This is a genomic window from Mesorhizobium sp. M0052, from assembly GCF_040323255.1.
Lineage (GTDB): Bacteria > Pseudomonadota > Alphaproteobacteria > Rhizobiales > Rhizobiaceae > Mesorhizobium.
The window spans coordinates 1-25,471 of record NZ_JAMYUS010000021.1; the positions used below are offsets into that span (position 1 = coordinate 1).

At 62.3% G+C, this 25,471-nt stretch carries 22 protein-coding genes; 7 read left to right on the top strand and 15 right to left on the bottom strand.

Annotation, left to right across the window (positions count from 1 at the left end; all coding sequences use genetic code 11):
* Positions 1–449 precede the first annotated feature (449 nt).
* A complete protein-coding gene (gene yghU, locus NKJ77_RS24690; RefSeq protein ID WP_023831033.1) occupies positions 450–1,319 on the top strand; it encodes a glutathione-dependent disulfide-bond oxidoreductase in 870 nt (289 codons plus the stop codon).
* Between the two features lie 120 nt (positions 1,320–1,439).
* On the opposite strand, the gene NKJ77_RS24695 is transcribed toward yghU, so the two are convergent.
* Complete coding sequence (locus NKJ77_RS24695; protein ID WP_352535910.1) at positions 1,440–2,639, bottom strand: aminotransferase-like domain-containing protein; 1,200 nt, start codon at positions 2,637–2,639, stop codon at positions 1,440–1,442.
* Positions 2,640–2,907: 268 nt separating this feature from the next.
* On the opposite strand from NKJ77_RS24695, the gene NKJ77_RS24700 reads away from it, so the two are divergent.
* Complete coding sequence (locus NKJ77_RS24700) at positions 2,908–3,648, top strand: sulfotransferase family protein (protein WP_023693766.1); 741 nt, start codon at positions 2,908–2,910, stop codon at positions 3,646–3,648.
* Positions 3,649–3,670: 22 nt separating this feature from the next.
* Here the strand turns inward: NKJ77_RS24700 and NKJ77_RS24705 are convergent, their stop codons facing one another.
* From NKJ77_RS24705 to NKJ77_RS24720, 4 genes are all read right to left on the bottom strand, one after another.
* The gene (locus NKJ77_RS24705; protein ID WP_023671412.1) at positions 3,671–3,859 is read right to left on the bottom strand and encodes a hypothetical protein; all 189 of its coding nucleotides are present in this window, start codon (positions 3,857–3,859) and stop codon (positions 3,671–3,673) included.
* Positions 3,860–4,144: 285 nt separating this feature from the next.
* Positions 4,145–4,849, bottom strand: a complete 705-nt coding sequence (locus NKJ77_RS24710; RefSeq protein WP_352535883.1) for a Crp/Fnr family transcriptional regulator — start codon at positions 4,847–4,849, stop codon at positions 4,145–4,147.
* Positions 4,850–5,022: 173 nt separating this feature from the next.
* Entirely contained in the window at positions 5,023–5,196 is a 174-nt protein-coding gene (locus NKJ77_RS24715; protein ID WP_023671410.1) for a hypothetical protein, read from the bottom strand.
* A 140-nt stretch (positions 5,197–5,336) separates the two neighbouring features.
* The gene (locus NKJ77_RS24720) at positions 5,337–5,492 is read right to left on the bottom strand and encodes a DUF1127 domain-containing protein (RefSeq protein WP_352497251.1); all 156 of its coding nucleotides are present in this window, start codon (positions 5,490–5,492) and stop codon (positions 5,337–5,339) included.
* A gap of 759 nt (positions 5,493–6,251) precedes the next feature.
* Here NKJ77_RS24720 and NKJ77_RS24725 point away from each other — a divergent pair.
* Entirely contained in the window at positions 6,252–7,088 is an 837-nt protein-coding gene (locus NKJ77_RS24725) for an SLC5/6 family protein (RefSeq protein WP_352535884.1), read from the top strand.
* Between the two features lie 318 nt (positions 7,089–7,406).
* Here the strand turns inward: NKJ77_RS24725 and NKJ77_RS24730 are convergent, their stop codons facing one another.
* A complete protein-coding gene (locus tag NKJ77_RS24730) occupies positions 7,407–8,474 on the bottom strand; it encodes a M35 family metallo-endopeptidase (RefSeq protein ID WP_081732353.1) in 1,068 nt (355 codons plus the stop codon).
* Between the two features lie 269 nt (positions 8,475–8,743).
* On the opposite strand from NKJ77_RS24730, the gene NKJ77_RS24735 reads away from it, so the two are divergent.
* From NKJ77_RS24735 to NKJ77_RS24750, 4 genes are all read left to right on the top strand, one after another.
* A complete protein-coding gene (locus NKJ77_RS24735) occupies positions 8,744–9,370 on the top strand; it encodes a nuclear transport factor 2 family protein (RefSeq protein WP_023831038.1) in 627 nt (208 codons plus the stop codon).
* A 48-nt stretch (positions 9,371–9,418) separates the two neighbouring features.
* A complete protein-coding gene (locus NKJ77_RS24740; RefSeq protein ID WP_023831039.1) occupies positions 9,419–11,377 on the top strand; it encodes a hypothetical protein in 1,959 nt (652 codons plus the stop codon).
* Positions 11,378–11,475: 98 nt separating this feature from the next.
* Positions 11,476–14,559: an ATP-binding protein gene (locus NKJ77_RS24745; RefSeq protein WP_155923944.1), complete on the top strand. Its 3,084-nt coding sequence runs from the start codon at positions 11,476–11,478 to the stop codon at positions 14,557–14,559.
* Positions 14,556–14,693 (top strand): hypothetical protein, encoded by a 138-nt coding sequence (locus tag NKJ77_RS24750; RefSeq protein ID WP_155923945.1) that lies wholly within the window; start codon positions 14,556–14,558, stop codon positions 14,691–14,693. Before NKJ77_RS24745 ends, NKJ77_RS24750 begins: the two co-directional genes overlap by 4 nt.
* A gap of 95 nt (positions 14,694–14,788) precedes the next feature.
* Here the strand turns inward: NKJ77_RS24750 and NKJ77_RS24755 are convergent, their stop codons facing one another.
* The 9 genes from NKJ77_RS24755 to NKJ77_RS24795 all read right to left on the bottom strand — a co-directional run bounded on the left by NKJ77_RS24755 (position 14,789) and on the right by NKJ77_RS24795 (position 25,400).
* Complete coding sequence (locus NKJ77_RS24755) at positions 14,789–15,772, bottom strand: substrate-binding domain-containing protein (RefSeq protein ID WP_023689831.1); 984 nt, start codon at positions 15,770–15,772, stop codon at positions 14,789–14,791.
* A gap of 120 nt (positions 15,773–15,892) precedes the next feature.
* Positions 15,893–16,945: an ABC transporter permease gene (locus tag NKJ77_RS24760; protein WP_023705098.1), complete on the bottom strand. Its 1,053-nt coding sequence runs from the start codon at positions 16,943–16,945 to the stop codon at positions 15,893–15,895.
* Positions 16,945–18,462, bottom strand: coding sequence for a sugar ABC transporter ATP-binding protein (locus NKJ77_RS24765; RefSeq protein WP_023831041.1), 1,518 nt, complete (start codon positions 18,460–18,462; stop codon positions 16,945–16,947). Before NKJ77_RS24765 ends, NKJ77_RS24760 begins: the two co-directional genes overlap by 1 nt.
* Positions 18,459–19,472, bottom strand: a complete 1,014-nt coding sequence (locus tag NKJ77_RS24770) for a LacI family DNA-binding transcriptional regulator (protein ID WP_023831042.1) — start codon at positions 19,470–19,472, stop codon at positions 18,459–18,461. The genes NKJ77_RS24765 and NKJ77_RS24770 overlap by 4 nt, the downstream gene beginning before the upstream one ends.
* A 266-nt stretch (positions 19,473–19,738) precedes the next feature.
* Positions 19,739–20,203: a GFA family protein gene (locus NKJ77_RS24775; protein WP_023831043.1), complete on the bottom strand. Its 465-nt coding sequence runs from the start codon at positions 20,201–20,203 to the stop codon at positions 19,739–19,741.
* Between the two features lie 31 nt (positions 20,204–20,234).
* Positions 20,235–20,771, bottom strand: coding sequence for an isochorismatase family protein (locus NKJ77_RS24780; RefSeq protein ID WP_023831044.1), 537 nt, complete (start codon positions 20,769–20,771; stop codon positions 20,235–20,237).
* An 80-nt stretch (positions 20,772–20,851) separates the two neighbouring features.
* Positions 20,852–22,861, bottom strand: coding sequence for an amidase (locus NKJ77_RS24785; RefSeq protein ID WP_023831045.1), 2,010 nt, complete (start codon positions 22,859–22,861; stop codon positions 20,852–20,854).
* Between the two features lie 232 nt (positions 22,862–23,093).
* The gene (locus tag NKJ77_RS24790) at positions 23,094–23,687 is read right to left on the bottom strand and encodes a tetratricopeptide repeat protein (protein WP_155923946.1); all 594 of its coding nucleotides are present in this window, start codon (positions 23,685–23,687) and stop codon (positions 23,094–23,096) included.
* 105 nt (positions 23,688–23,792) lie between these two features.
* Complete coding sequence (locus NKJ77_RS24795) at positions 23,793–25,400, bottom strand: WD40 repeat domain-containing protein (RefSeq protein ID WP_023831047.1); 1,608 nt, start codon at positions 25,398–25,400, stop codon at positions 23,793–23,795.
* Positions 25,401–25,471 lie beyond the last annotated feature (71 nt).

Consider the following 25,471-nt stretch of genomic DNA (forward strand, 5'->3'; position numbering starts at 1 on the left):
TCTCATCCCCAGAAAGACACTCCACAACAAACCGTAGCCGCTCGTCCATGATGCCAGTCTCTCGCCAAACCATCGCCGGTCCTCCCGGCGAAGGAGAAAACTGTCACCCATGCTATCGGTCCATTCTGTTACCTATCTATCCGGTTCGGACACGCTCCTCACCTCCCCGTATAGTGACGGGGAGAAGGGAGATGGCCGCAACATCGGCGCTCTTGGCAACGCTGGCAATTGGCGAAATCAGTAGGCGACAGCGTCCTTCTCCCCGTCACTATACGGGGAGAAGTGCCCGGCAGGGCCATGAGGGGCGGCGCTGACATCGATAATAGTTCAACACAAGTTGAACCTTTCTGAATTGCACCTATGTGTTCCAGTATCTACGTTCCGCCGACTTTTCCGCCATCAGTCTCGCGCCGTCGTTTTCGCCCCGCCAAACCCAAGGAATTCCCCGCATGACCGAATACATCCCGCCGAAAGTCTGGAGCTGGAAGAAAGCCAATGGCGGTACGTTCGCCAGCATCAACCGGCCTATTGCCGGTCCGACGCATGACAAGGTGCTGCCGGTCGGCAAGCATCCGCTGCAGCTCTATTCGCTGGCGACGCCGAATGGGGTCAAAGTGACTGTCATGCTGGAGGAGCTTCTGGCGCTCGGCCACAAGGGCGCCGAATACGACGCCTGGCTGATCCGCATCAACGATGGCGACCAGTTCGGCTCGGGCTTTGTCGAGGTCAACCCCAACTCCAAGATCCCGGCGCTGCTCGACCGCAGGGGCAAGACGCCTGTCCGCGTCTTCGAGTCCGGCTCGATCCTGCTTTATCTCGCGGAAAAGTTCGGCGAGTTCCTGCCGACCGAACAGCCGGCGCGCGCGGAAACCTTGTCCTGGCTGTTCTGGCAGATGGGCTCGGCGCCCTATCTCGGCGGCGGCTTCGGCCATTTCTACGCCTATGCGCCGGAAAAGTTCGAATACGCCATCGACCGCTTCGCCATGGAGACCAAGCGCCAGCTCGACGTGCTCGACCGGCGGCTGGCCGAGACCGAATATCTCGGCGGCGCCTTCTATTCGATCGCCGACATGGCGGTATGGCCCTGGTATGGCGGCCTGGCGCTCGGCCGCATGTACAATGATTCCGCCGAGTTCCTGTCGGTGCAGGACTACGAGCACGTACAACGCTGGGCCAAGGCGATCGACGCCCGCCCGACCGTGCAACGCGGCCGCATGGTCAACCGCGCCTTCGGCGACCCCGCCATGCAACTGCACGAGCGCCACGACGCCAGCGATTTCGAGACGAAGACGCAGGATAAATTGGTGGTGGCGGAGTGACTTTTTTACCCTCCCCCTTGTGGGGAGGGTCGATCCGCAAAGCGGATCGGGGTGGGGGTCGGCGCCAAGCACCCCCACCCGACCTTCGGTCGACCTCCCCACAAGGGGGAGGTAGGGCGCCTAGCCCTTCATCAATTTCGCCAGCCTCGGCACGCCCTCACCCACGGCGCGTTCATCTGCGAGCGTAAAGCTCATCCGCATCGTGTTGCGGCCCGAACCGTCGGCGTAGAATGCGTTGCCCGGCACGAACGCCACGCGGGCTTCCTTGACCGAGCGGGCGAGCAGCGCGGTGGCATCCGAACCCTCAGGCAACGTCAGCCAGACGAACATGCCGCCTTCCGGCCGGCTCCAGCTGACGCCATCCGGCATTTCCGCCTCAAGCGCTGCAAGCAATCCGTCGCGGCGCTGGCGATAGGCGCCGATCAGCTTTTCCACCTGGCCGTCATACACGGCCTCGGAGACGCGGTGCATCACCAGCTGGTTGATCGACGGGCTGTGCAGGTCCGACGCCTGCTTCATCAGCACCAGCCGCTCGACGACGCGGCGCGGCGCGCAGACCCAGCCGACGCGCATGCCCGGCGACAGAATCTTTGAGAACGAGCCGCAATAGAGCGTGCGGGCATTGTCGATGCCGCCTGAGCGTTCGCAGTCGAGCGCCAGGATCGGCGGCTGGCCCTCGCCGTCATAGCGCAGCGCGCGATAGGCGGCGTCCTCGATGACGGCAATGTCGAGCTCGCCGGCGAGGTCAAGCACCGCCTCGCGTTGCTGGCGGTTCAGCGTCTCGCCGGTCGGGTTGGCGAAATCGGGCACCAGATAGGCGAATTTCACCTTGCCGCCTGCAGCGGCAGCCGCCGCCTGGTAGGCGGCGGGCGTCATGTTGCCGCCATCCGGCGTCAGCCGGTCGTAGCGCGGCTCATAGGCGTTGAAGGCCTGGAGCGCGCCGAGATAGGTCGGCCACGTCACGAGCGCTGTGTCGCCGGGCGACAGGAACAGCTTGCCCAGATAATCCAGCGCCTGCTGCGAGCCGGAGGTGATGAAGATGTTGTGCTCGTCGCAGGCGATGCCAAGCTTGCCCATCTGGCCGGCCAGCCATTTTCTGAGCGGCAGATAGCCTTCGGAGACCTGATACTGAAGTGCTGCGCTCGCCTCCGCGCCGCCCAGCACCGAGGCATAGGCATCGGCGATGGCTTGCGCCGGAAACAAGGCCGGATCGGGGATGCCGCCGGCAAAGGAGATGATATCGGGCTGGTCGAGCAGTTTGAGCAGCTCGCGGATTTCCGACGCCTTCATGCGCGAGGCGCGCGACGCCAACAGGTCCATCAAACTCACGAGCCAACCTCCCGGGATACGGCATCTGGTCCAGCATGACCGTTCTGGCCATGCGATTTAGGTCAATCTGACTGACCTATTATCAGGCTCCCTCACCCGCTGGAATAGCCAAACCCTCATTCCGCGTGGCCCAGACGAAAAAGCAAACACATTTCTGCCCTGGACAGGGAAAATTGTTGCGCGCCGAGGGGCGCGGATGCAACCTCATTCCGAGCGGACCGGCATAAAAAGAAAAGCGGTCTCAACAAGGGGGGTTAAAATGACGCTTGAGCTCATCGGGGCCGGATTCGGCCGCACCGGCACATGGTCGACCTTTGCCGCGCTGAACAGGCTGGGCCTTCCCAGCTATCACATGCAGGAAGTCATCCTCAACAAGGCCAACAAGGGCCATCTCGACTTCTGGCGCAAGGTGGCCAACAGCCCGCCCGGCAGCCAGCACGACTGGACCAGAGTCTTTGCCAATTACAAGGCGACGGTCGACAATCCGGGATGCTGCGTGTGGCGCGAATTGATGGCCGCCTATCCCGACGCCAAGGTGCTGCTCACCCTGCATCCGCGCGGCGCCGAGGCCTGGTACGACAGCACCATCGACACCATCCACTTCACCGAGACATTGTGGCAGTTCAAGGTGCTGGAATGGCTGACGCCGTTCGGCCGCAAATTCGGCGACATGTCGCACAGGCTGATCTGGGGCCGCACGCTTGCCGGCGTGATGGACGACCGCGCCAAGGCGGTGGCGCGCTACAACGCCTACACCGAGGAGGTGATAGCGGCCGTGCCGCCGGAGAAGCTTCTGGTGTTCAAGGTCAGCGATGGCTGGGCGCCGCTCTGCGGCTTCCTCGGCGTGGCGCTGCCCAACGAGCCTTTCCCCAACCTCAACGACCGCGAAAGCGTGAAGAAGATCATCCGCGACATCATCAAGGGCAGCTACATCATGCTGGGGCTGTCGGTGGCGGCGGTGCTTGCGGCGATCGCGGCGCTGTGGTGGTGGCTGGGGTAGCCGCCGGACCGTCAGAATATTGCTACTTGCGCGTGATCCAGCCGAGCAGATCCGGCTCGACGTCTTCGTGGTCGGTCAGGTCGCGAACCAGGGAGGCGGCGAGCGCGCGCCAGCGCTTTTCCGGGACATTGTCTTCCATCACCGATTTGATGAAGGCGGCGCGCAGGATGGCGCAATCGAAGGCGGATACATCGAAAAGCAGTTCTGCCATTTCGGTTTTCCCCGTTCACATCGGGCGCGCGAGCCTGTCGAAGCCTCAGGCGCCAGCGCCCCATATACATGGTCGACGACAGCAGATTCATACTCTTGCCGAACCAAGGTTCAACACAATTCGATTGTACGGTTTTTACCAAGCGATTGCGGCTCGTTGCCCGCTTTTGCGCCGATGCTAGATTTGCCGGGCGGCCTCTCCCCAGATGGCCGCAAATGGCCGGCGCGGCTCTGGCAACATGCTTTCACCGGCATTCGCGTCGGCCATTTCCAGCCCGTGCCAGGCTCAGCCCAGCAGGCGTTCGTATTCGGCCTCGGCCTGGCCGTAGAAACCGTCGGCGACGGCGATCAGGCCATCCCGGTCGCGAATGACGATCTCGCCGCGCCTCGACCGGATCAGGCCGCGCCCTTCCAGGATCTGCAGGCCGATGGTGACGCCGGGACGCCTGACGCCGAGCATGACGGACAGGAACTCATGCGTGATCTGGATCTGGTGGCCGACCACCCTGTCGTCACACATCAGGAGCCATCGGGCCAGCCGATCCTCGAGCTTGGCGCGGGCATTGCTCAGTGCCGTGGATTTGGTCTGGCCGTGCAGATAATGGGCATAGCGGAGCAGGAAGGCGCGAAGCGTCGGGCTTTTCTGCAGCGCTGCCTTGAACGGCTCGGAACCGATGCACACCGCCTCGCCCGGCATCTGCATGTAGCAGTCATGGGGCGCCCAGTCGGCGCCCATCACCAAAGCGGAGCCCGACATGCCTTCGTGGCCGATGATGCCGACCTCGGTGTCCAGGCCCGGCCGGTTCCTCGCCACCACCGAGGCCAGGCCGCTTTCCAGGAAGCAGACCGAGGCGATCGGCTCGCCCGCCATTTCGAGCGGGGCTTTGAGATCGAGCACACGATGGTGCAAATGCGGCGCTAGCAGTGCGAAGTCGGCCGGGTTCATGCGGCGCAAAAGGCCGCTTTTCTCCTTGCTGACCGACTGGTCCATCGCTCTCTCCCGTCAAGGGCAAGAGCACATGTAATCTCCCAGCCGTCGGCGCCCTGCCCAAATGCAAACGGTTTTTGGACGATAGCTGACTCGGATTCAGCCATTGTACTTCGTACAAAACCGACAAATCAGGGGCGACGCCCCATCAATCAATCCAGCAGCTTTTTCCTGGATCAGCGCTTCGGGCGGTCAGCCGCAACCATGCGCGCTTCGCGCACGATGGACGAGCGATCGTTGCCGATCAGCGATGCGATCTCTTGTATCTGCTGCTCGGAGGCCCCGGTTTCCCGCGCCAAGGCCGCGAGCGTCTCGGCGCTCAGACCGGACTGTCTCGGTTGCTCCGCCATGGCTCCAATGCCTCCTGTCGGGGCAGGAGTGCGATGGTCGCTCCCAAGCGTCAGCGCCCATTGATGTGGCCGACGATGCTGCACTGTACGCTTCCGAACAATCGATGGCGAGCGATATATTAGCGACGCTGGATGCGGCCCTAGAACGGCAGCCTTATCTCATCGATCGACCTCGACTCCGTCCAGCCAATGTCTTTCTGGATCTCCGTCGGCAGCGCATTCAGTGCGCGCACGGTCTTCCTGTGCTTGCTGGCGCGCGCCAGGGCAGCGCGAATTCTGCTGAGACTTTGAAACATCGGTTACCTCCATGCAGCAGCAGAGCGCTGCCTCAGGCCCGCTCTTGCGCCGCCTCTGTAACCGATCGATCGCGCGGCAACGGTGAAGCGCTTCACAAACCGATGCCGCCCAGAAACATTTGTATACAAATTAGTTGCGCTCCCGCGGTGGCGTGATCCGACCTATGGCAGGGCGATCGCATATGGCGCTCCCTCGGGTTCGGCGACCCACCTTCCCTTCCTCGGCGCAAGGCGATCACATATGAGTTCTTGCGAAGAGGACCCCCACCCTAACCCTCCCCACAAGGGGGAGGGAACGCTGCCGCAAGCCACCCTTTCTGGCGCGGAACCCAGGCGATTTGCGGCGATCAGCGCCTACCAAGTCTCCCTCCCCCTTGTGGGGAGGGATTAAGGGTGGGGGTATTCGTAGAGCGCAAACCTGTCATATTCGATTGCCCCGCTCCGCGGAGGGAGAGGAAATGCCAATTACCGAGGTCGCGGCCTTGATGGGCCTGGGTTTCCTCTCCCCATGGACATGGGGGAGGTGGCCGCGGCGGACGGAGTGGGGCTGGCGCCGCCATATGCGATTGCCCTGCCCTCCTCCGCGCCATCGCCGGCATCGGCGTCCGCCCGCCTCGGCTATGGACGAATCCCATCATGCGCAATAAGGATGGGGTCTGCCGTGGCGCTTTCGCGCCGGGGCAGGCGACGTTCGATCAATGACGCTGCGCCGGGCGCCTTTGACGCCCCGCAAACGTGTCGATACCGGGGGATCTGGTCATGACCGACAACAAGCCGACCGTAGACGTTACCAAGGACTGGCAGGCAACGCAGGGCCAGAAGTCCGGGGCCACGCGGCTGCGCCTGTTCGCCGTGCTGTCGTGGGTCATCGCCATTGGCGGCGAGATCGCCGGGATCGTCTTGCTCTACAAGCACAAGTTCGACCAGGGCAACCTGCCGCTGCTGATCGGCATCCTGGTCGGGATCGCGATATTCGCCATCGTCGGCAGCCTGCTCTGGAAGGCGGCCAACCGGAAGGACCCGGCCCGCGAATCCGACACGTTCAGGTTCTTCGTCCAGAACCAGCTCGGCGCGATCATCACGCTGATTGCCTTCCTGCCGCTGGTTCTCTTGATCCTCAACGACAAGAACATGGACCCGAAGAGCAAGAAGGTGGCCGGCGGCATCGGCGCCGTGCTGGCGGTGTTGGCGACGCTGATCGGGGTCAGCTACCAGCCGCCGTCGGTCGAGCAGTACACGCAGGACATGAACTCGTGCGCGGAACAGATCAAGGCGGGGCAGCCGACCACGGCCTGTTCGCCCGAGGTCGCCGCCCAGGCGCAGGCGATCGCCACCGACTCCACCACGGTGGCCGCGGCGACGAAGGACGCGGCGCACCCCAATGGCCAGGATATCGTCTACTGGATCGCGCCGGAAAACGGCGCCACCAAGTCCGACACCGAGCATGTGTTCCACCTCTGCGCGGCCGTCAGCCCGCTGAAGGACAAGACCGTCAACAGCGGCTCGGTGACCGAAGCCTACGCCCAGAACGCCATCCGGATCACCAAGCAGATCGACATGGAACAGAAGCAGTGCGGGTTTACGGCTGCGCCGTGAATCGGCCAGGGTTTGGCGCGCGCAGTGGATCACTGCCAAACCGGTCCAGTTCGTGTTGTCCGCATTAGCATGCGCGCCCAGGACTTCGATCCTACATTTCGGAGCCAGCCGGCGGGCGGCTTGCCAAATCCTGACAGGACGAGACGAAAGTTGAATGTCGCATTTTGGCCGAGAGCGACCGGACCGCTTTCGGTGTGCGGGAGCGATAGCGGACATTCACCATGCGATCGCAATGTGTCCGGCCCTCGGTGATCTTTTCTCGTTTCTGATGGCAATACGGCACCCGTATCCACGCTGGATCAGTTGCCTGGGTGTCCCTCACATCGGAAGATCCGGGTTGTTCTCCGCAAAGTATTCATGACTATCGGCATTTTCTGTGGCTTGCGGGGGGTTTTCAACCGCGAGTAGCTTGGCGGTATTTTGACCACCAGAGGAATAGTCATCTGTGAAGACGACGACCTCAAAGTGACTAATTTCGTGTACAATCGTTCCAGATCTTGAATCCGTTCCTTTCAGAGCGGCTGACCAGAACTTTTGACAAACAAAGATATTATAAGGTTGACCACGGAACACATACGCATAAACTCCCGGTCCGCAGAGGCTGCCGTGACATCCAAACGATATTGCTTTGTTTGCAAGAGCATCCGCAATCTTCGAGAAATTTCCAGTGGCCTTCGCGTACAGTCCTACGGTATGCGCCCCAAACCATGTCAGATATCGTTGGGAATTCGGTTGCTGGGCAGAAGGCGTGCCCTGCAAAACCTGCAGCGCAGCCGAGGCTATGTTGTTTGCTTCCGCCAGCGCAGCGCCAATATCGTCCTGTTGAGAGCTGTCACACTGGTCGAATTTGGGTGCCGAGAGCGGTATCCGTTCCGGAGGAATTCGACCGGATAGAAGCCTGAACGTGACGGCGTTGCTCAGAACCTGGGCGCGTCTCAGGGCACCTTGAGGGCCAACCAGCAGACCCACTCTCTCTGTATCATAGGTAACCGCATAGATCCCTGCTTCATAGATGGCGTAGTACAATGACAGATCGACGGGCACCGAAATCGATTGTCCGGGTTCGATATTGATAAAGTCAGCCTCGGTCGGTTCTGCTCGCTTCACCAAAGGGCCAATATACTGAATTGGCTGCGACCCTCTCGCTACTGAAAAAATTTCGCCCGAGACGCCGTCGATCGGCGTGGTCCACCTGAGCAGTCTGATCGGGCTGCGTGACCGGTTCGTGAGAGTAAAGTCAATAATTAGTGGGGTATCGTTTCCAAAAGAAGTCAGGCGCGATTGCAGAACTATCTCAATTTCCTGATTCTGCTGCGCAAACGCCAAAGGAACTATACTAAAAAAGGCTGAAATTAGAAACACCGTATTTCGAACAATGTTTGGCATTTTTTGCTCCTGTGTAACCACGATTAGAATCTATTGTTTCGCCTACGTGAGCTTTTATTTTGCTAACGCATACCAGGATCACCCACAGCTGATCTGGCAATCAGGAATAAAATTGCTGCAGACAGGGGAGTACAACTTACCACAAATTCACAAATTCAGGAATACGACATCCCCGGCCTCCAATGACATCGATTTTCACTGGCGCCTTTTTTGGCGTGGTATAAGATGAACCGCTACTTTCCCATCAAGCTCCATCCGAGGGGGCCATTATGAGCGAGCGTTGGAAAGGCTTAATAACAGTCTGCGCGATTTTGAGGTATTTTGCCTTGGCGTATGGGTTCTGTTTTGCTTTCAGCGGCACTGCTTTGGCTGATTCATGTGGAACAGAGGCTACTCATGGCTGGAACGTCAATAATAATCCTCCGGCCGAAGACCGTCAGGCAATCCAAGATCTTTTGTCCCGCTACGCCTGGACGATCGACGAAAAAAATGCAGCCGCGTTCGCCACCCTCTTTGCGGAACCTAAATCGTCTTACTATGAGATTTGCGATGCAGGCAGCAGTGTCCTCGAGCTGACACTCGACCTTGGCCCAGAGTCGGCACATGATCTTCTCGTGCAAATGAAAATAATAGTTAAGAAACTGGAAACCGATAAACTCCAGACCCGGCATCTCGTGACCAACACCTTGTTCGACGTGGTTAACGACAAGACGGTGAACACCAAATCGATAGTCCTTGTGACAATGCAGGACTCCCACTCTTCGGCACCGAGTCTTGACTATTCGGCGGATGCCCGCGCGTCTGTTGTAAAGGGCGATGACGGCATGTGGCGATTTCAATCGCTTACTGTCCACGCTGACTATGACGCTGGCTCTGTCGCAGCGAAGAAGCGATGACGCCCAGAGATCGGCCATGGGTTCACTGGCACGCTCCAGTGGGCTGAGATGCGTGCTGTTGCGCTGATCGCTGCTGTCCTCGGCGTTGCGTTTCTCCTGTTGTCCGGGACGATCGGACATGAAGCTTTCGTGTCGACGCCGCGAGCCGGCGAGAGGCAAGGCTCCAATCAGGCCGACATGATTTGCAGCAAGGCGGGCAACTACGCGGCGTCACCATTGCCACGCAGTTCCGCTTTCGAGCCGCTGCGCCCTCGCAGCGTCGCTTTCGCTCCCGCTGAACTCGATGGGAAGGCGTTCGCCGAAGCCGTTACGCGATGGAACCCTGACATCTTTTGGGCGCCAGCCTCAAAGAGCACCGACGTCATAACGAGGTCTGGCGATGAAGCGCGGGCGGTGTTCGGTCCTATTCCAGAGGGCGATTGCGGCAGCCCACAGATGAAGGTCATCCCACTGGAAGTTGATGGCAATGTCGTCGACCTCAAGCCCAATCCGACAAAACCGGGCTCTCCGCTGGAGTTCGAGCACAGCAATGAGAACGGAGAGGTGGTGAAATGGACGGCGACATTGCCCAGATGCGACAAGCCTTCGCTAACTGGCAGCTCAACCTACTGTGGGCTGAACTCACGTGCAGTAAGGGTCGTGCGCGGCAACGTGGAATGGCTGTTCCTCTGCAGAAAGTCCAATATCAGCCACGAGGTCAGCACCGATCCCTACTGGACACGGTCGGATCCGAGATTTTCCGTCTTCGGCACCATCGGGTTCAATCGGAAATCCGGAGAAATCATCTTCTTCGACGGCCGCAAGGACCGGAGCGAGTTCGATTGGTCAAAGCCCTTCGTTCCGCCAGGCGGGCGCAACTATTCCGATGACATCGGAAGGGTTGCGGCGGAGAAAATCTATGACCCGACGTTCCAGATCTCGTGCCATGCATGCCATGACAACAAAAGCCCCTATGTGATAGATCCGCACATTGAACAGAGCAGGGTCGGTTTCCGTTCAGCCCGCGATTCCAAATCGACCGCCTTCAGCCTGGGAGATTTTCTACCGCGCCGACCGCGGTTGCCGGGCGCGCCGTTCCGCGTGGTCGGCTCCGGTTACACCGGCACCTATCCCAATGAACTTAGCCAAGCCAGGACGGTCGAAGATCCGACCGGAAACTGCACAAGCTGCCACACGCTTACCACACAAATCACCGGCCGCCGTTTTGCCGCGGACGCAGTCGGGTACGAACCGGCGGTCACATCGCCAACCTGGGTCCAATTGCTCGAGCTGCACGAGGAACAGACCGTCTACGCCGGAATAGAAGCACATCGCACGGACTGGGCGATCGGCAGCAGCGGCATCCATCCCTGGATGGTGCCGGGGTCCGGCAATGACCTGTCCTCAGGAACGCCTCGATTGAGCTTGGAAGACTGGCGCAAGCTGAGCGACTGTCTGTGGGGAGCCGGCGGTCCTGAGTGTGGCTACCGCCCACTCTACACGCGCTGCCCGGCGCCAGAAGCGCAGGATGAAGGCTCTTCGCTTGCCGATGCCGAGATTCGGGTTTTGCCTCCACCGCCCGGAGAGGACGTCAGGACGCGTGTCCTTCGCTTAAGCTGGACCTTTCGCAACAGCTACGGTGGTGTTCCCGAGCGCGACGATATCAGGATCAATGTGGCAGTCAGCGCGGGCACGATTCCGGCAAACGGGGATCCGCCGCAAAGTGGCGAATATCCAAGCATCGAGCAGGCAAAGGGCATCAGCGTCGAGGCTATCTCCGGTCCAGTCGGTTCAGCCGGCTCCAGCTTGTGGATCGAGAACGTTTCGTTTGCTGGTCACAAGAAATGGAGCGATCCAGCGCCGTCGATGTCGCCGCGCACCTTCCAGATCGATCTGCCCGGTGAATGCAACCGACGCACCTTAGTTCGTTTGGTGCCCAAACGGTTCTGCTTCGACCAGAGCCAAGCGGCATTTAGCGAGGCAGACCATTTGATCTACGCCGATGTTCAGTGTGGCGAGCCTCAATGAACCACCTGACGCGATCGAAAAGCGACTGGTGAGCACCGGGATTTGCGATAACATGACTGGGTGCTACATGGTCGCCGCACTAAGGAGGGTCCCGGAGCGTGACCACGCCGGTTCCATTGGCCAGCCCCATTTTGCCCGGCAATCCGGCGAAACCTGTTGCGGAACGGCGTTATCTCACCATCCTGTTCTGCGACATGGTGGGGTCAACCGAATATGCCGACCGCCTGGATCCCGAGGATTTCCAACACCTGATTGAGAGCTTTCTACAGACCTGCAGCAGCGTCGTCCGGCGCCGCAAGGGCGTGACGGCTAGTTACATCGGCGATGCTATTCAGGCCTATTTCGGCTATCCAACAGCTGGTGAGGACGACAGCGAGTTCGCGGTGCTGGCCGCGCTCGAGATCGTTGATGCGGTGGCCACCATCTCCGCAAATCTGGGATATCCGTTGCAAGTGAGGATGGGTATCGCGAGCGGCCAAGTCGTGGTGGGTGAGTTCGTCGGCGCACCGAGCGGTGTATCCACCGTCGCCTTCGGTCACGTCGCGCATCTAGCGGCACGGCTGCAGGTACTGGCCAAGCCGAATACGATCCTTGTCGACGCGGCGACCTTCGAGGCCGCAAGCGGCGCGGTTGATTTCACCGGGTTCGGCAAACATGAGCTGAAGGGATTCGCCGCGCCAGTCCAGGTTTGGCAGGTGCAAAGGGCGCGCATGGTGCCGACCCGCTTTGCAAAGCGGGCGCGTATGACCAAGCTGTGCGGCCGCAACGCCGAATTGCGACTGCTGATGGAGCACTGGGAGACTGTCGTGCGCGACAGGCGTGGCAATGCCGTGTTGGTCTCGGGGGAGTCGGGAATCGGCAAGTCCCGGTTGCTCAACGAAATCCAGCAGCGTCTGCGCAGCTTTCCGCAACTGACCATGCAATGTTCTCCGACCTTTGAGAACAGCACCCTTTATCCATTCCTCGCAGAGTTGCAGAGGATTGCAACGATCGAGGACGGTGACTCAACGGAAGAAAAGCTTCGAAAGCTCCGCAACGGATTGTCGATAGGCTCGGTGTCCAGCGACATCGCGCTGGCGATCTTCTCGGGCCTGCTCGGGATGCCGACGACAATGCCGGACAGGCTTGAAGGGATAAGTGCCGAACGACAGCGCAACATTGCCGAGCAAGCATTCATCGATCTGGTCAGTTATTTGGCGCGAACTACCCCGATCCTGATCTTGTTCGAGGATGAGCAATGGGCCGATGCGACCTCGCGCGACCTTCTCGAAAAAATCGTCGCCAGCCTGGCTTCGACACCCGCCCTCTTGCTTGTGTCGAGCAGGAACAACGCAAGCGTTCCATGGGTCGACGGTCCTGACGGGCACCATATCAGGCTTGAAGCGCTCAGCCGAGCGGACGCTGAAGCGATTGTCCATGACATTAGTCCGAATGCGCTCGCTGCTGACGTAGCAGCGGTGCTCGATCGCGGTGAAGGCGTCCCGCTCTATATCGAAGAGCTTACTCGAAGCGTGGTCGAAACAGGGTTGCGCCTAGACGTATCGCAGCCCAAGCGTCTGTCACTCACGAACAACATTCCAAACTCTCTGCAGTTCTCGTTGCTTGCCCGTCTCGACAGGCTGGGGACCGCCAAGGAAGTCGCGCAGGTCGCGGCGGCGATCGGCCGCGAATTCGATTTCGACATGCTGCGCGAAATTTGTGATTGGCCTGAAGCGGAGTTGCGCGCTGCGGTTGGTGAGCTGATGCGCACAGGGCTGATCGTAGCCGAGCGAGGGACGGCCGGAGCAGGCTTTTCGTTCACCCACGTGCTGCTCCAGCAGGCCGCTAGAGGCACGATGCTGCACGAACGTGCGCAACAGATTCACAAGTCGATTGCCGAATGCATCGAGCTGCGCGACCCCAACGCGGGCTTTGCCTATCCCGAAGTGCTCGCTGAGCATTTCGCCGACGCCGGTCTGGTCGATCGCGCCGCTGACTACTGGCTGCAGGCAGGGCTGAAGGCCGCCAAGACTTGGGCGAAAGTTGACGCAGTGCGTATCTTCAGGAAAGGGCTTGAAGCCGCGAAACTCTTGCCTGACTCCGACGATCGTAGCCGCAGGTTGCTTCGCTTCGAACTGGAACTGGGCGACGTTCTGTACGCTGCGCTCGGCTACGTGACGGGCGAAGGCAGTGCCGCGTATCAGCGGGCCATAGCGCTGAGCGGGAAGCTTGGCGAACTGGAGGCGACGATTAGGGCACTCGACGGGCTTTTCGGTACCCATTTCAACTCGGGCCAGTTTGGTAAGGCCCTCGCGGCCAGTGATGAATTAATTCGAGTCGGCGAGGAGGGCGGCTACCTAAACGCACTCGTTATAGGTCTGCAGTTTAAGGGCATGAGTCTGTTCTGTCAGGGTGAGTTGGCGGAGGCTCGGCAATATCTTGAGCGCGCTCTCAGCCACAAGGGCAGTGCAGACGAGGTCGGCAGCGACTTTCCGAGTATGGCCATGATCTACCTTTCGTGGACCTTGCATATTCTGGGGTATCGCCGTCAAGCGCTGAAACTCTACCTCGAGGCGGAGGCGACCGTTCGGCAGCAATCCGCCTATCGCTTGGCCGCCTGCTTGGGAAACGGGTGTGTGTTGTTCGCCTTCCGCGAAGAGAGCAGGGATATCGCTCGGCTGGCGGATGAACTTCTGCCATTAGCGCAGGAAAACGGTTTCAATCTCTGGACACGGGTGGCGCGCTTTTTTGGTGGCTTGGCTGCATCAAGCCTCGATGACAGTCTGGTGGGAAGCCATATGATGGCATTGACCGAGAGTGACCTTGAAGATCAGGAAGTCGACAAATCGTGTTATTTAGGCTTACTGGCCAAAGCTTTCATTAACTCTGGACAATTCGATATAGCGGCAGAGACCGTCGAGAAAGGTCTGCGCGAGGCCGAAAAGATTGGCGAGCATTACTTTACAGCTGCCTTGCTTCGCATTCGCGGCGAGATCGAACTTGCAAATGGAGTCGGAGACAGAGCGGCAGAGGCTTCTTTCCGCGAGGCTATTGCCTTTGCGCGGCAGCAGCGCGCTAGGAGTTGGGAGTTGCAGGCGACCAATAGTCTGGCAAAGCTATTGCGGTCACAGGGTAGATTCGAAGAGGCGCGTGCGGAATTGCGGGAGATCAACGATTGGTTCATCGCAGCAGACATTGAGTGATTAACGACGCATCACGTTCTGCCGGCAATCTCGACGAGCGCGGATTCGGCAACATCTCGATCCCCGGCGCAGCCGCAACTTACGGTTTAAAGCAGACCAACGTCCGCTTACGGGTAGCGATGGCATTGATCTGAAGGCCGGCAGCGGCCATTCACCCGTAGCTCGCCGCAACGCAACAAGGCCCCTCCCGGGGCCTTGCGCATCAACCTCAGTTCTGAGCTTCGCCCCCTCACTTCCCCATCAGTTGCTTGGCATTCTCGGCCGTGATCGCGGTGGTCTCCACCGTCACCGTCTTGTCCACCTCGGTGGCGCAATCGAGCAGGATCTTTTTCGACATTTCGATCGCTTCCTTGGCGCCCGTCGGGTAGGTGAAGGTTGCGACCCAGTCGCCCTTGGCCACCGCCTCGATGCCGCCGGCTGGGCCAGGCAGGCCGTCGGTGCCGATGATCTTGACGTCCTTGCCCGCTCCCTTGGCGGCGAGCAGCGCGCCGGCGGCCATCATGTCGTTGGAGGCGTAGAGCACCTTGATGTCGGGGTGCGCCTGCAGCATGGCGGCGAAGGCGACCTGCGCCTTGTCCGGCACCCAGTCGGCGGCCTGCTCGGCGACGATCTGGACCTTCGGGTTGCCTTTCACGCCTTCCTTGAAGCCGTTGAGGCGCTCCACGGCCGGCGTCGAGCTCGGCAGGCCTTGCAGCACCGCTGCCTCGCCGCCGTCGGGCAGCAGCGTCTTGGCGGTGTACTTTCCGGCTTCCTCGGCGATCTTGAAATTGTCGCCGCCGATGAAGGCGGTGTAGTCCTTGCCGGGGTCGCCGACCGTCTTGCGGTCAAGCTCGATGACCGGGATGCCGGCATCCATGGCGCGCTTCACCGCCGGCGTCAGCGGTGCGGCCTCGAAGGGCGAGATCAGCAGGATGTCGACCTTCTGGGTGATGAAATTGTCGACCTGCGAGGTCTGCGTGTTGACGTTGCCGGCGCCGTCGGCGATCTGCAGCGTGAAGCCGGGCACTTCCTTGGCCGCCGCCTCCAGCTCGTCATTGACGTGCTGGCGGTAGGGCTCGGCATTGTTGGCCTGCGAAAAACCGATGACGAACTGGCCGTCCTTGGCGCAGGCTTTCACCAGCGGCTCGGCGGCGTAAGCGGAGCCTGCAATGCACAGGCCAGCGCCGGCCAGCAGCACGGCCTTGAGGGTCGATCCTCTTAGTGTCGTTTTCATAACTCACTCTCCTCCTCGTCCGGCCGGGGGGCCAGACCTTGGTTTGACGTTCACGTGTTGCCGTCTCCTCCTTGTTTGTTTGTGCATGTCGTCATCGCAAAACCTTTTGCGCGACATGCACTAACGACCCAACCCCTCGCGGCGGCGAACGAGGGATTGAAGCACTGCCGCCAGGACGATGATCGCGGCGGTCGCGAGCAGTTGCATGGCGGGCGTGATGTTGTTGAGCTGCAGGATGTTGGCGAGCGCGCCCAGCATGATGGTGCCGGCTACGGTGCCGACCATGGAGCCGGCGCCGCCGAACAGGCTGGTGCCGCCGATGACCACGGCGGCTATGGCCGTCAGCTCATAGCCCATGCCGTCATTGGCGCTGCCGAAATTGAACTGGCCGGCATGGACGATGCCGGCAAGGGCGGCGGCAAAGCCGGTGATGGCGTAGACCGAGATCTTCACCATCGACACCGGCACGCCGGATATGCGCGCGGCGCGCTCATTGCCGCCGACGGCAAAGACATAGCGGCCAAAGCGCGTGGTGTTGAGCACGATGGTGGCGATCGCGGCAAAGACGACGAACACAAGCGTTGCCACCGGCACGGTGTTGTTGAACAGCCGCTCGCCCAGCACGGCGAACACCGGCGGCGCCAGGCCCGGCCCTTCGCCATAGGAAATGTTGATGTACTGGTTGCCGGAGACGACCAGCGCCAGGCCGCGCGCGGCCTGCAGGCCGGCCAGCGTGACGATGAACGGCTCCAGCCGGAAACGGGTCGAGATGGTGCCCTGGATGGCGCCGAAGACGATGCCCAAAGCGAGCACGGCGAGGATGGTGGGGATCAGGCCGAAGCCGCCGGAGATCATCATCGAGGCGGTGACGACGCTGGACAGGCCAAGCACCGCGCCGACCGACAGGTCGATGCCGGCGGTGATGATGACGAAGGTCATGCCGATGGCGATGATGCCGGTCTCCGACACGGCGCGCACGATGTTGGCGATGTTGTCGGGGTTGAGGAACAGGATTTCGCCGTGGCGGCGCGGCGAGAAGATGATGCCGCCGATCGCCACCAGCACCAGGCCGATCAGGCTCTGGAAGCGCACGATGAGCGCCAGCGGGTCGCGATGCTTTTGAGGCGCCGCCATCACCGGGCTCGCTGCCACTGGGTTGTTGTCCTGAGACATCAGGCCTCCCTGCCGTTAGCCGCGGCCAGCACCGTGTGCTCGTCGACGCCGCCCATGAATTCCGCCACATTGCGCCCCTGGCGCAGCACCACGATGCGGTCGCACAGACCGATCAGTTCAGGCATCTCGCTTGACGCCACCAGTATGCCGAGGCCCTGTGCGGCGAGCGCCCGCAACCTCGCGTAAATCTCGCCCTTGGCACCGACATCGACGCCGCGTGTCGGCTCGTCGAGCAGCAACAGTTTCGGGTTGCCGAGGATTTCTTTCGCCAGCACCACCTTCTGCTGGTTGCCGCCCGAGAGCGCGCCGACCGCGATGTCAGGGTTCTTCGGGCGGATATCGAACTGGCTGAAGGATTCCTTCACCGCCTCGGCCTGGCGGCGCGGCGAGACCAGCCAGTTCGGCGAGATTCGGGATATGACCGACATCACCAGATTGAGGCCAACCGCCATGCGCAGCATCAGGCCCGAGCCCCGGCGGTCGTCGGTCACGAAGGCGATGCCGGCGTGGCGGGCAGCACTGATTGAATCCAGTTTCACCGGCTTGCCGCCGACAGCAACCTCGCCCTCCCAGCGGCCGGACAGGCCGGTGCCGTAGAGCGCGGACAACAGTTCGGTGCGCCCGGCCCCCATAATGCCGGCCAGGCCGACGATCTCGCCTTCATGGACATCGAGCGAAACGCCTCGCGGCGCCTGCCAGCCGGCGCTGTCGCGGGCGAGTTTGAAGCTGGCGTTCCTCAGGCTGAGCAGCGGCTTGCCCGCGGCCTTGGCGCGTTGCGGATAGAGTTCGTCCAGCGGACGTCCGACCAGCAGCCTGACCAGCTCGGCCTGCGGCGCGTGCGGCTCGGTGATGCCGGCGACACGGCCGTCGCGCATTACCGTCACCCGGTCGGCAATGCCGGGCACTTCCTCCAGCCGATGCGAGATATAGACGATGCCGACGCCGGTGGCGGCGAGCTTGCGCATGATATCGAACAGCCGCTCGACTTCGCCGACGGTGAGTGCGGCCGTCGGCTCGTCCATGATCAGCACGCGGGAGGCGTAAGACAGCGCCTTGACGATCGCCACCACCTGGCGCTGGCCGATCGACAGATCCGCCACCATGGCGGCCGGATCGATGGCGATCTCGATGGCTTCCAGCCGCTTCTTGGCCTCGCGGCGCATTGCCGGCACGTCGAGGAAGCCGCCCGGACGCATCAGTTCGCGGCCGAGGAACAGATTGGCGGCGACATCCAGCGACGGCACCAGGTCGAGCTCCTGGAAGATGGTGGCGATGCCGGCCGCTTGCGCCTCACGCGGGTTGTTGAAACGCACGGGTTTGCCGTCGATCTCGATCGTGCCTTCGTCCGGCGTGTAGACGCCCGACAACAGGTTCATCAGCGTCGACTTGCCGGCGCCGTTCTCGCCGAGCAGCGCATGGATTTCGCCGGCCTTGAGATCGAAGTCGACACCGCGCAGCGCCTGCACGCCGCCGAAGCGTTTGACGGCGCCGGTCATTACCAGCAGCGGCGCGCTCATGTTAGCCTCGTGTGGGTCGGCCTCCCGCAGGAGGCGCGCGCCCGCAGCGTCGCCTGCAGCCGCACCGAACGTGGCTCTGAACCGGTCGCCGCGATGCGGGCGCTGAGCAGGGCTGCCGCCTGCCTGCCTATCTCGGTGCAGGGCTGGGCAACCAGCGTCAGGCGCGGTTCGAAACAATCGGCCCATTCGAAATCGTCGAAGCCGGCCAGCGACAGATCGCCCGGAATGGTGAGGCCCTTTTCGCGGATGGCGCGGACGGCTCCGATCGTCGTCATGTTGTTGCCGGTGACCAATGCGGTTGGTGGCGACGGCAGCGACAGGATGGCGTGGGTGGATGCGGTCGCCGCCGCCGTGTCGACATTCTCGGCCGAGAGATAGCGCGGCACGCACTCAAGTCCATTGGCGGCGAGCGAAGCCTGGAACGCCTCGATGCGCTCGCGCGTCGTCGTCAGGCCCGGCTGTCCGGCGATATAGCCGATGCGCTTGTGGCCGAAGGAGGCGACATGGTCGATCAGCGCGCGCATCGACGTTTCGTTCTCGACGCCGATCTGATCGAAGCGCTCGTCGGCGAAACGGTCGATCAGAACGCATGGCATCTTCTTGTCGGCGAGGTAATCGATGGCGCGCTGCGGCGAGCCCGACGGGGCCAGGATGACGCCGTCGACGCGGCGCTGATGGAAAGCGCGCACCACCTGCAGCTCGCGGTCGGGATCTTCCTGCGTGTCCGACAGAAAGACCATCAGCCCGAGCCGCGCGCATTCAGCCTCGACCGCGCAGATGATGTCGGTGAAATAAGGGTTGGAGATCGCCGAGATGGCCAGGCCGACGCTGTTGGTGGTCGATGCCTTCAGCGAACGCGCCAGCTCGTTGGGCTGATAGCCCATCGTGGCGATGGCGTCGTTGATCAGCCTCGCCTTTTCCAGCGAAACGAAGCGCGTGTTGTTGACGACATGCGAGACGGTCGACACCGACACGCCGGCGCGCCGCGCCACTTCAGCCATTGTCGGCAAGACATATCAGCGCCTGCAAGCGCTCCTCCCTTTTGCGTTTCCCGTCCGCTCTGATGGCGGATTTTAAGGGAGCTTAGGGCCATCGAAACGTTTGCGCAATCGATTCGATGCAAATTTTTAGCGGGGCTTATCTCCCCCCTCGGGGGGGAGATGTCGCCGAAGGCGACAGAGGGGGTCGCCGCGCGTGAAGCGCCAACCTTCCATCTGCAGCAAGGACGTCGAGCCCAGTCGCACCGACCCCCTCTGGCCTGCCGGCCATCTCCCCCTCAAGGGGGGAGATTCGCAGTTTCAGCAAACTCGGCCACCAGCCCCTCATACGCCTCGAAGGCCGGCAGCGCCTCGTAACTATGCACCGCCGGTGTCGTCGCCCAATGCAGTTTCTCGCTGGTCCATGTCTCGATGAACGGCGTGAACCAGCCGGGTTCATCAAGCATGGTCGGACGCAGATTGACGAACCAGTCGAGCCCTTCGGGGCGCGTGAACATCCAGCTCATGCAATGTGGGCAGAAGTAATGACGCGAGGCGCCGTGCAGTCCGCCGATCACCGGCTCGCCTTGCATGATCTCGAACCCGTCCGAGGGAATGGCGGCGCTCAGCGAATAGGCGCTGGCCGACATGCGCTGGCAGCCGATGCAATGGCAAGCCATGGTCAAAAGCGGTTTTGCGGAAATCTTGAGCCGCACACGTCCGCAGCGGCATCCGCCTTCGGCCGGCAATTTCAGGGTTGGCACGGCAGTCTCCCACTCTTCGAAGCGCGGTGCTTCAGTCGCCGGTCAGCGCCTTCGTCGTCACCAGCGTGACGCCGGCATCGGTGAAGTCCGCATTGTACCGGGCGATGATCTCGGTCGCGGTTTCGCCTTCAGTGTCCAGCGTCGAGTGCGCATCGGAAACGACAGTGACGCCGAAGCCTTCGGCCAGGGCGCCCTCAACGGTGCCGGCGATGCAGAAATCGGTTTGCGCTCCGGCGAGCACGACTTCGCCGGCCCCCTGCCCGGCCACCCAGGCGCCAAGCTCGGCATTCGAGAAGGCGTTGCGGACGGTCTTGGAGAATGTCGGCTCGTCCTTGGCCTGGCCGAGTTCCGGCCATACCGGCCAACCCGGCTCGCCCGGAGCCAGCGGATCGCCGGCCGGCCCGTCATGCCGCACGAACGCTATCCGGCGCCCCTCGCGCCGCGCCCAGCCGATCAGCGAGCGGGTACGCTCGGCTATGCCCGGCGCATCATGGATCGGCGGCTCGACGCGCCCGTCGAACATGTTGGTCTGGAGATCGATGACGATGAGGGGAGCGAGTTTTGACATGGCGCGAAGATAACGCGGGCGATGGGAGGGTCAAGACGGCGAAGCTGCTGATCTCCCCCTTGGGGAGATTACCTGTACCCTCACCCGATTCCACCCGCGACCACGTAAGCACCAGCCGTGCGTCCATCCTCCAGCCGCATGACGGCCGTAACGATCGAGCCGTAAGCGCCTCGCCGCACACTGTGCATTCTTTCATGCTCGCCGGCCGGCACCAGGATGCGACCGTGAAAGCTTGTGCCGCTGCGCCGCAGAGCGACCGGTTCGCCATTGACGTGAACCTTGAGGTCAGCGGTCTCCGCATCGAGTTCAACCGTCACGGCGATCTCGGCCTGGTCTCCTCGCCGCATCGTCTCGGCAACAAGCGTAAGCCTCGGCGCCGGCGCATCGCTGGCCCGCAATCCACCAGGCCGCCCCGCAAACACATCGTCCGGCAATTCCGGCGTGCGCGGCGGGCTGGTGCGGCGTTGGGTGGCGCGCTCGTAATCGCCGGCGAGCCGCAGCAACTCCGCATCATCATAGGCCTTGCCCGCAAAGGTCAGCCCGACCGGCATGCCGATATCGGCCATCGTTCCCATAGGCACGGTGACGGTCGGAATGCCGAGATGACGCCACACCAGATTGCCATTGGCGACCCAGGTGCCGTTGCGCCAGGCGATTTCTGCTGAGGTCTGGTTGACGTCGGCGCTGGCCGACCCGACATCGGCGACCGCCGGCAGCACGACGGCGTCGAGCCTGTGCTCGTCCAGCCAGTCCTCGAAGTCGATGCGCCGCGTCGCCTCCAATCCCTTCAGACCTTCCGCCAGCGCTGGAATGTCCAGCAATGGCATCACGCCCTGCTTGGCGCTCGTGACGTAGTCGGCCAGATCGAAACCGTCGTCGCCATAGCGGTCCGGCAGCGCGCCCGGCGGCTGCGGGAAAATCTTTGGGCCGTCGACCGCAGCCAGATCGGGGATCGCCGGATCGGCATTGGCGCGCAGGAAATCGTCCCAGCCCCAGATGCAGAGATCCCAGATTTCGCGCTCGGCGAAGGCTTCCGGCACCAGCCCGCGTTCGACCATGGTTTTTGTGCCCGGACGGTCGCGCTCATAGTTCGAGACGACGGGGAAATCGACCTCGACCACCTCCGCGCCGAGCTTTTCCAGGTCACGCGCTGCCTGCCGCCAGAGGTCGAGCACCGAGGCGCGGGTCTCGATGGGTTTGGGCGCGCCGCCGTCGCGGCCGATATACATTTTCGGCACGCCGAGGCGTTTGCCTTTCAACGAGCCCTCCAAGGCGAGTGTAGTGTAGCTTGGCGGCCTGAGAGCAGCGCTTTTCGCGATCGACACCCAGGGCTGCACACGCCAGAAATCGCCGCGCGTCTCCGCATCGTCGGCGACGATCACATCCAGCAACTCCAGCATGTCGGCAATGCCGCGCGTGTGCGGCACCACCACATCCATGGTCGGCACCAGCGGCCAGTTGCCCCTGACCGAAATGACGCCGCGCGACGGCGTGTAGGCGACAAGTGCATTGTTGGACGCCGGCGCGCGGCCGGAAGACCATGTCTCCTCGCCCAGCCCGAAGGCGGCGAAGCTGGCGGCGGTGGCCGTGCCCGAGCCGTTGGACGAGCCGGAAGCGAAGGCGGCGGTCAAATAGTCGGCATTGTAGGGGCTCTCGGCGCGGCCATAGACGCCACGCTGCATGCCGCCATTGGCCATAGGCGGCATGTTGGTCAGCCCGATCAGCACAGCACCACCGGCCCTCAGCCTGGCAATGGTGAAAGCGTCCTCGTTGGCGACGAGATGCTCGAAGGCGGGCGAGCCGGCGGCCACCGTCAGGCCCTTCACCTTATAGCTGTCCTTGGCGGTGTAGGGGATGCCGTCGAGCGGCCCGAGGGTGGCACCATTGCGCCGCCGCAGGTCGGACGCCGCCGCCTCCTCGAACATTGCCGGGTTAAGCACCGGCACGGCATTGAGCGCGATGCCATGGCGGTCGTAATGCGCGATGCGCCTGAGATAAGCGCCCACCAGCTCGACGCTGGTGACGGTGCCGGCCTCCAGCGCCCGGCGCAGGTCGGCGATCGTGGCTTCGACGAGCTGGAGGTTGGGCATGGGATTCTCGAGATGCAGCGGCAAATGAGTCTTCGCATCGTGCGATGCGAGTGTCACGCCGCAAACGAAAGGCGTGACGTCGACGCTGCTGATCTCCCCCAAGTGGGGAGATGGCCGGCAGGCATAAGCGGCCTCCGAAATTGACTGATGAAAGACAGTTTTGGTATCCGCTGCCGATGTCCATTATATGACACGACCTCACCGACGTCATCGGCGTTGCCTGACCCTGAGCTCACAGCGTCTTGCTGTCGAACTGGCCTTTTTCCTTCATCATTTCGAGGAAGGTCCTGGCCTCGGCATTTCCGTGGCTTGCCGATGTGGAAAACCACTTGGCAGATTCCGGATAGTTCGGCTTGCCGCCGATCCCGGTGTAATAAAGCTTGCCAAGGTTGAGTTCTGCTTCGACATTTCCCGCCTTGGCTGCCTCCAGCAACCAGAATTCGGCGGATTTTTCATCCTTGGCTATCCCTCTGCCGCGGGCCTGGGCGAGCAAGGATGCCGCATCTGCATTTCCTTGCTCGGCTGCTTTGCCCCACCAGTAGGTCGCCTGCCTGTCATTTTGGGCAATACCCTGCCCACGCCAGTACATTAATCCCAGATTGTACTGTGCGTCAGCATTTCCCATGTCGGCCAGCACGGAGATCTGATGGAATTGCTCGCGATAATCCTTTGCCAGGACAGCCGCTTGAATCTTCTTAATGGCTGACCACTGCACATAGTAATTTCGGCCAGGCCCGAGCAGCACAAAAGCCGCCAGCAACACCAGAACGACGGTAAGGACCCCTCGGCGACGCGACGTGGGCGGGCTGTAGACAGGTGTATCCACTTTGGGCCCAGTCGTTGTTGCTCACGGTCCCCAATCCATTTGCAGCCACCAGTAATTCATAGCGCAAGCCAGGCTGTTCTGGAATATCCAAAGCATTTGATGTCGCTACTGCGCCGCGCCGGCAAAGAGGATCTCGCCATCGCCGCCAGCCGCCGGCCAATCCCTGATGGTGCGATCGTCGCCGCCGGTGAGCAGCGTGCCGTCGGTGGCGAAGGCAACGGCGTAGATCGGGCCGGTGCGGCTGTCGAACATGGCGGTCTGGCCGCCGGTGCCGACATCCCACAGCCGCGCCGTGCCGTCGAGCGAGCCGGAGGCCAAGCGCTTGCCGTCGGCCGACAGCGCCAGCGTATAGACGGTGCCTTCGTGACCCTCGAAGCGGCGCAATTCCCTAAACGTGTCGAGGTCCCAGAGCTTGATCGTGTAGTCGCCGCTGCCGGTGACGACATGATGGCCGTCGGCGGTGAAGACAGCGCCGTAAGTGCCCTGCTCGTGGCCGTGCCAGCTTCGCAATTGCTTGCCGCTTTCGACGTCCCAGAATTTCAGCGTGCCGTCGATGGAGCCGCTCAGCGCGCGCGTGCCGTCGGGCGAGATTGCGACCGTGCTGATCGGCCAGTCATGTCCGATCATCACATGCAGCACCGATTTGTTGACGAGATCCCAGACGATGACGTTGCCGGTGTCGTGGCCACTGACGGCGCGCTTGCCGTCCGGGCTGATCGCCAGCTTACGCACGCCGCCATTCGCGCCCGACGAGAAGACATGCAGCACCGTGCCGTCGGCAAGCTTTCGCAGCACGATCTCGCCATCGTCGCCGGCGGTCAGCGCGGTTGCGCCGTCGGGCATGAATAGCGCCGTGCGCGCCATGTCCTTGTGTTCACCAAGGTTGCGGATCAGCCGCTTGCCGGCGATGTCCCAGAGCTTGATCATGTGGTCGGTGCTGGCGCTCATGACGTCGCGGCCATTGGCCGAGACGGCGAGCCAGACGACGGCGTCGCGGTGGCCGTCGGGCTCGGTCGGCAGCGCCGGCGGAGGCGGCGGCAACGGCGCGACGGTTTGCGGTGGCGTGGCCGGAGCCGGCGGTGGAGCAGTCTCCGGTGGCGGTGTCGCCGGAGCGAGTGCGACTTGTGGCGGCTGAGGGGGAGCAGCCGGAGGCGTAGGCTGCGCCGGCTCGGGCGGTTTGGCTGCCTGCACCGGCGGAGTTGGCTCGGGCGGCATGGCGACCTGCGGCGAACTCGGCGGGGCCGGTTGCGTCGCCAGGTCCGGCGGGACACCGTCGATGCCCTGGTCCTTCGGCTCGGCTTTGGGTTCGTTCGGGGCGGCCACCTCAGCGCCTGGGCCGGCGTCACGCGCCCAAGGGAAGTGGTCGGCCAGCAGCGCCAACACGGCGAGCACCGGCAACATGAGGAAGGCGCGCCGCAGACCGGGGTGGCCCTTTGGGTCGATCTCGGCGTCGCGGCCAAAAAGCGGCGTTCCAGCAGGCTGGCTTCGCCGACCCGGCAGCAGTCCGGCCCAGAACAACAGGGCGCCAAGCAGGCAAAGCCCGCCGACGGTCAGGAACACCACCGGTCGCAGCGTGGCTGGGCCGTGCAGCATGTGATCGATCCCGCTCCAGCTGAAATCTCTGTCGCCGAGCAGCAGATACGCCCGCACCAGACAAGCCAAAGCGGCCGCCAGCAGCGGAAGCGCAAACAGCCTTTCGGCCAACCTGTCCATCGGACTCCCCCTCCGGTGCCGCACCTTGCTCATCATGCGGCCGCCGCAGCGAAACAAATAGTGCAAAACTG

What these genes read in the sequence shown, in the direction of transcription:
- yghU (WP_023831033.1), top strand. Translation starts at nt 450, where the DNA reads ATGACCGAATACATCCCGCCGAAAGTCTGGAGCTGGAAGAAAGCCAAT.
- NKJ77_RS24695 (WP_352535910.1), bottom strand. Translation starts at nt 2,639, where the DNA reads ATGGACCTGTTGGCGTCGCGCGCCTCGCGCATGAAGGCGTCGGAAATC.
- NKJ77_RS24700 (WP_023693766.1), top strand. Translation starts at nt 2,908, where the DNA reads ATGACGCTTGAGCTCATCGGGGCCGGATTCGGCCGCACCGGCACATGG.
- NKJ77_RS24705 (WP_023671412.1), bottom strand. Translation starts at nt 3,859, where the DNA reads ATGGCAGAACTGCTTTTCGATGTATCCGCCTTCGATTGCGCCATCCTG.
- NKJ77_RS24710 (WP_352535883.1), bottom strand. Translation starts at nt 4,849, where the DNA reads ATGGACCAGTCGGTCAGCAAGGAGAAAAGCGGCCTTTTGCGCCGCATG.
- NKJ77_RS24715 (WP_023671410.1), bottom strand. Translation starts at nt 5,196, where the DNA reads ATGGCGGAGCAACCGAGACAGTCCGGTCTGAGCGCCGAGACGCTCGCG.
- NKJ77_RS24720 (WP_352497251.1), bottom strand. Translation starts at nt 5,492, where the DNA reads ATGTTTCAAAGTCTCAGCAGAATTCGCGCTGCCCTGGCGCGCGCCAGC.
- NKJ77_RS24725 (WP_352535884.1), top strand. Translation starts at nt 6,252, where the DNA reads ATGACCGACAACAAGCCGACCGTAGACGTTACCAAGGACTGGCAGGCA.
- NKJ77_RS24730 (WP_081732353.1), bottom strand. Translation starts at nt 8,474, where the DNA reads ATGCCAAACATTGTTCGAAATACGGTGTTTCTAATTTCAGCCTTTTTT.
- NKJ77_RS24735 (WP_023831038.1), top strand. Translation starts at nt 8,744, where the DNA reads ATGAGCGAGCGTTGGAAAGGCTTAATAACAGTCTGCGCGATTTTGAGG.
- NKJ77_RS24740 (WP_023831039.1), top strand. Translation starts at nt 9,419, where the DNA reads ATGCGTGCTGTTGCGCTGATCGCTGCTGTCCTCGGCGTTGCGTTTCTC.
- NKJ77_RS24755 (WP_023689831.1), bottom strand. Translation starts at nt 15,772, where the DNA reads ATGAAAACGACACTAAGAGGATCGACCCTCAAGGCCGTGCTGCTGGCC.
- NKJ77_RS24760 (WP_023705098.1), bottom strand. Translation starts at nt 16,945, where the DNA reads ATGTCTCAGGACAACAACCCAGTGGCAGCGAGCCCGGTGATGGCGGCG.
- NKJ77_RS24765 (WP_023831041.1), bottom strand. Translation starts at nt 18,462, where the DNA reads ATGAGCGCGCCGCTGCTGGTAATGACCGGCGCCGTCAAACGCTTCGGC.
- NKJ77_RS24780 (WP_023831044.1), bottom strand. Translation starts at nt 20,771, where the DNA reads ATGTCAAAACTCGCTCCCCTCATCGTCATCGATCTCCAGACCAACATG.
- NKJ77_RS24785 (WP_023831045.1), bottom strand. Translation starts at nt 22,861, where the DNA reads ATGCCCAACCTCCAGCTCGTCGAAGCCACGATCGCCGACCTGCGCCGG.
- NKJ77_RS24795 (WP_023831047.1), bottom strand. Translation starts at nt 25,400, where the DNA reads ATGGACAGGTTGGCCGAAAGGCTGTTTGCGCTTCCGCTGCTGGCGGCC.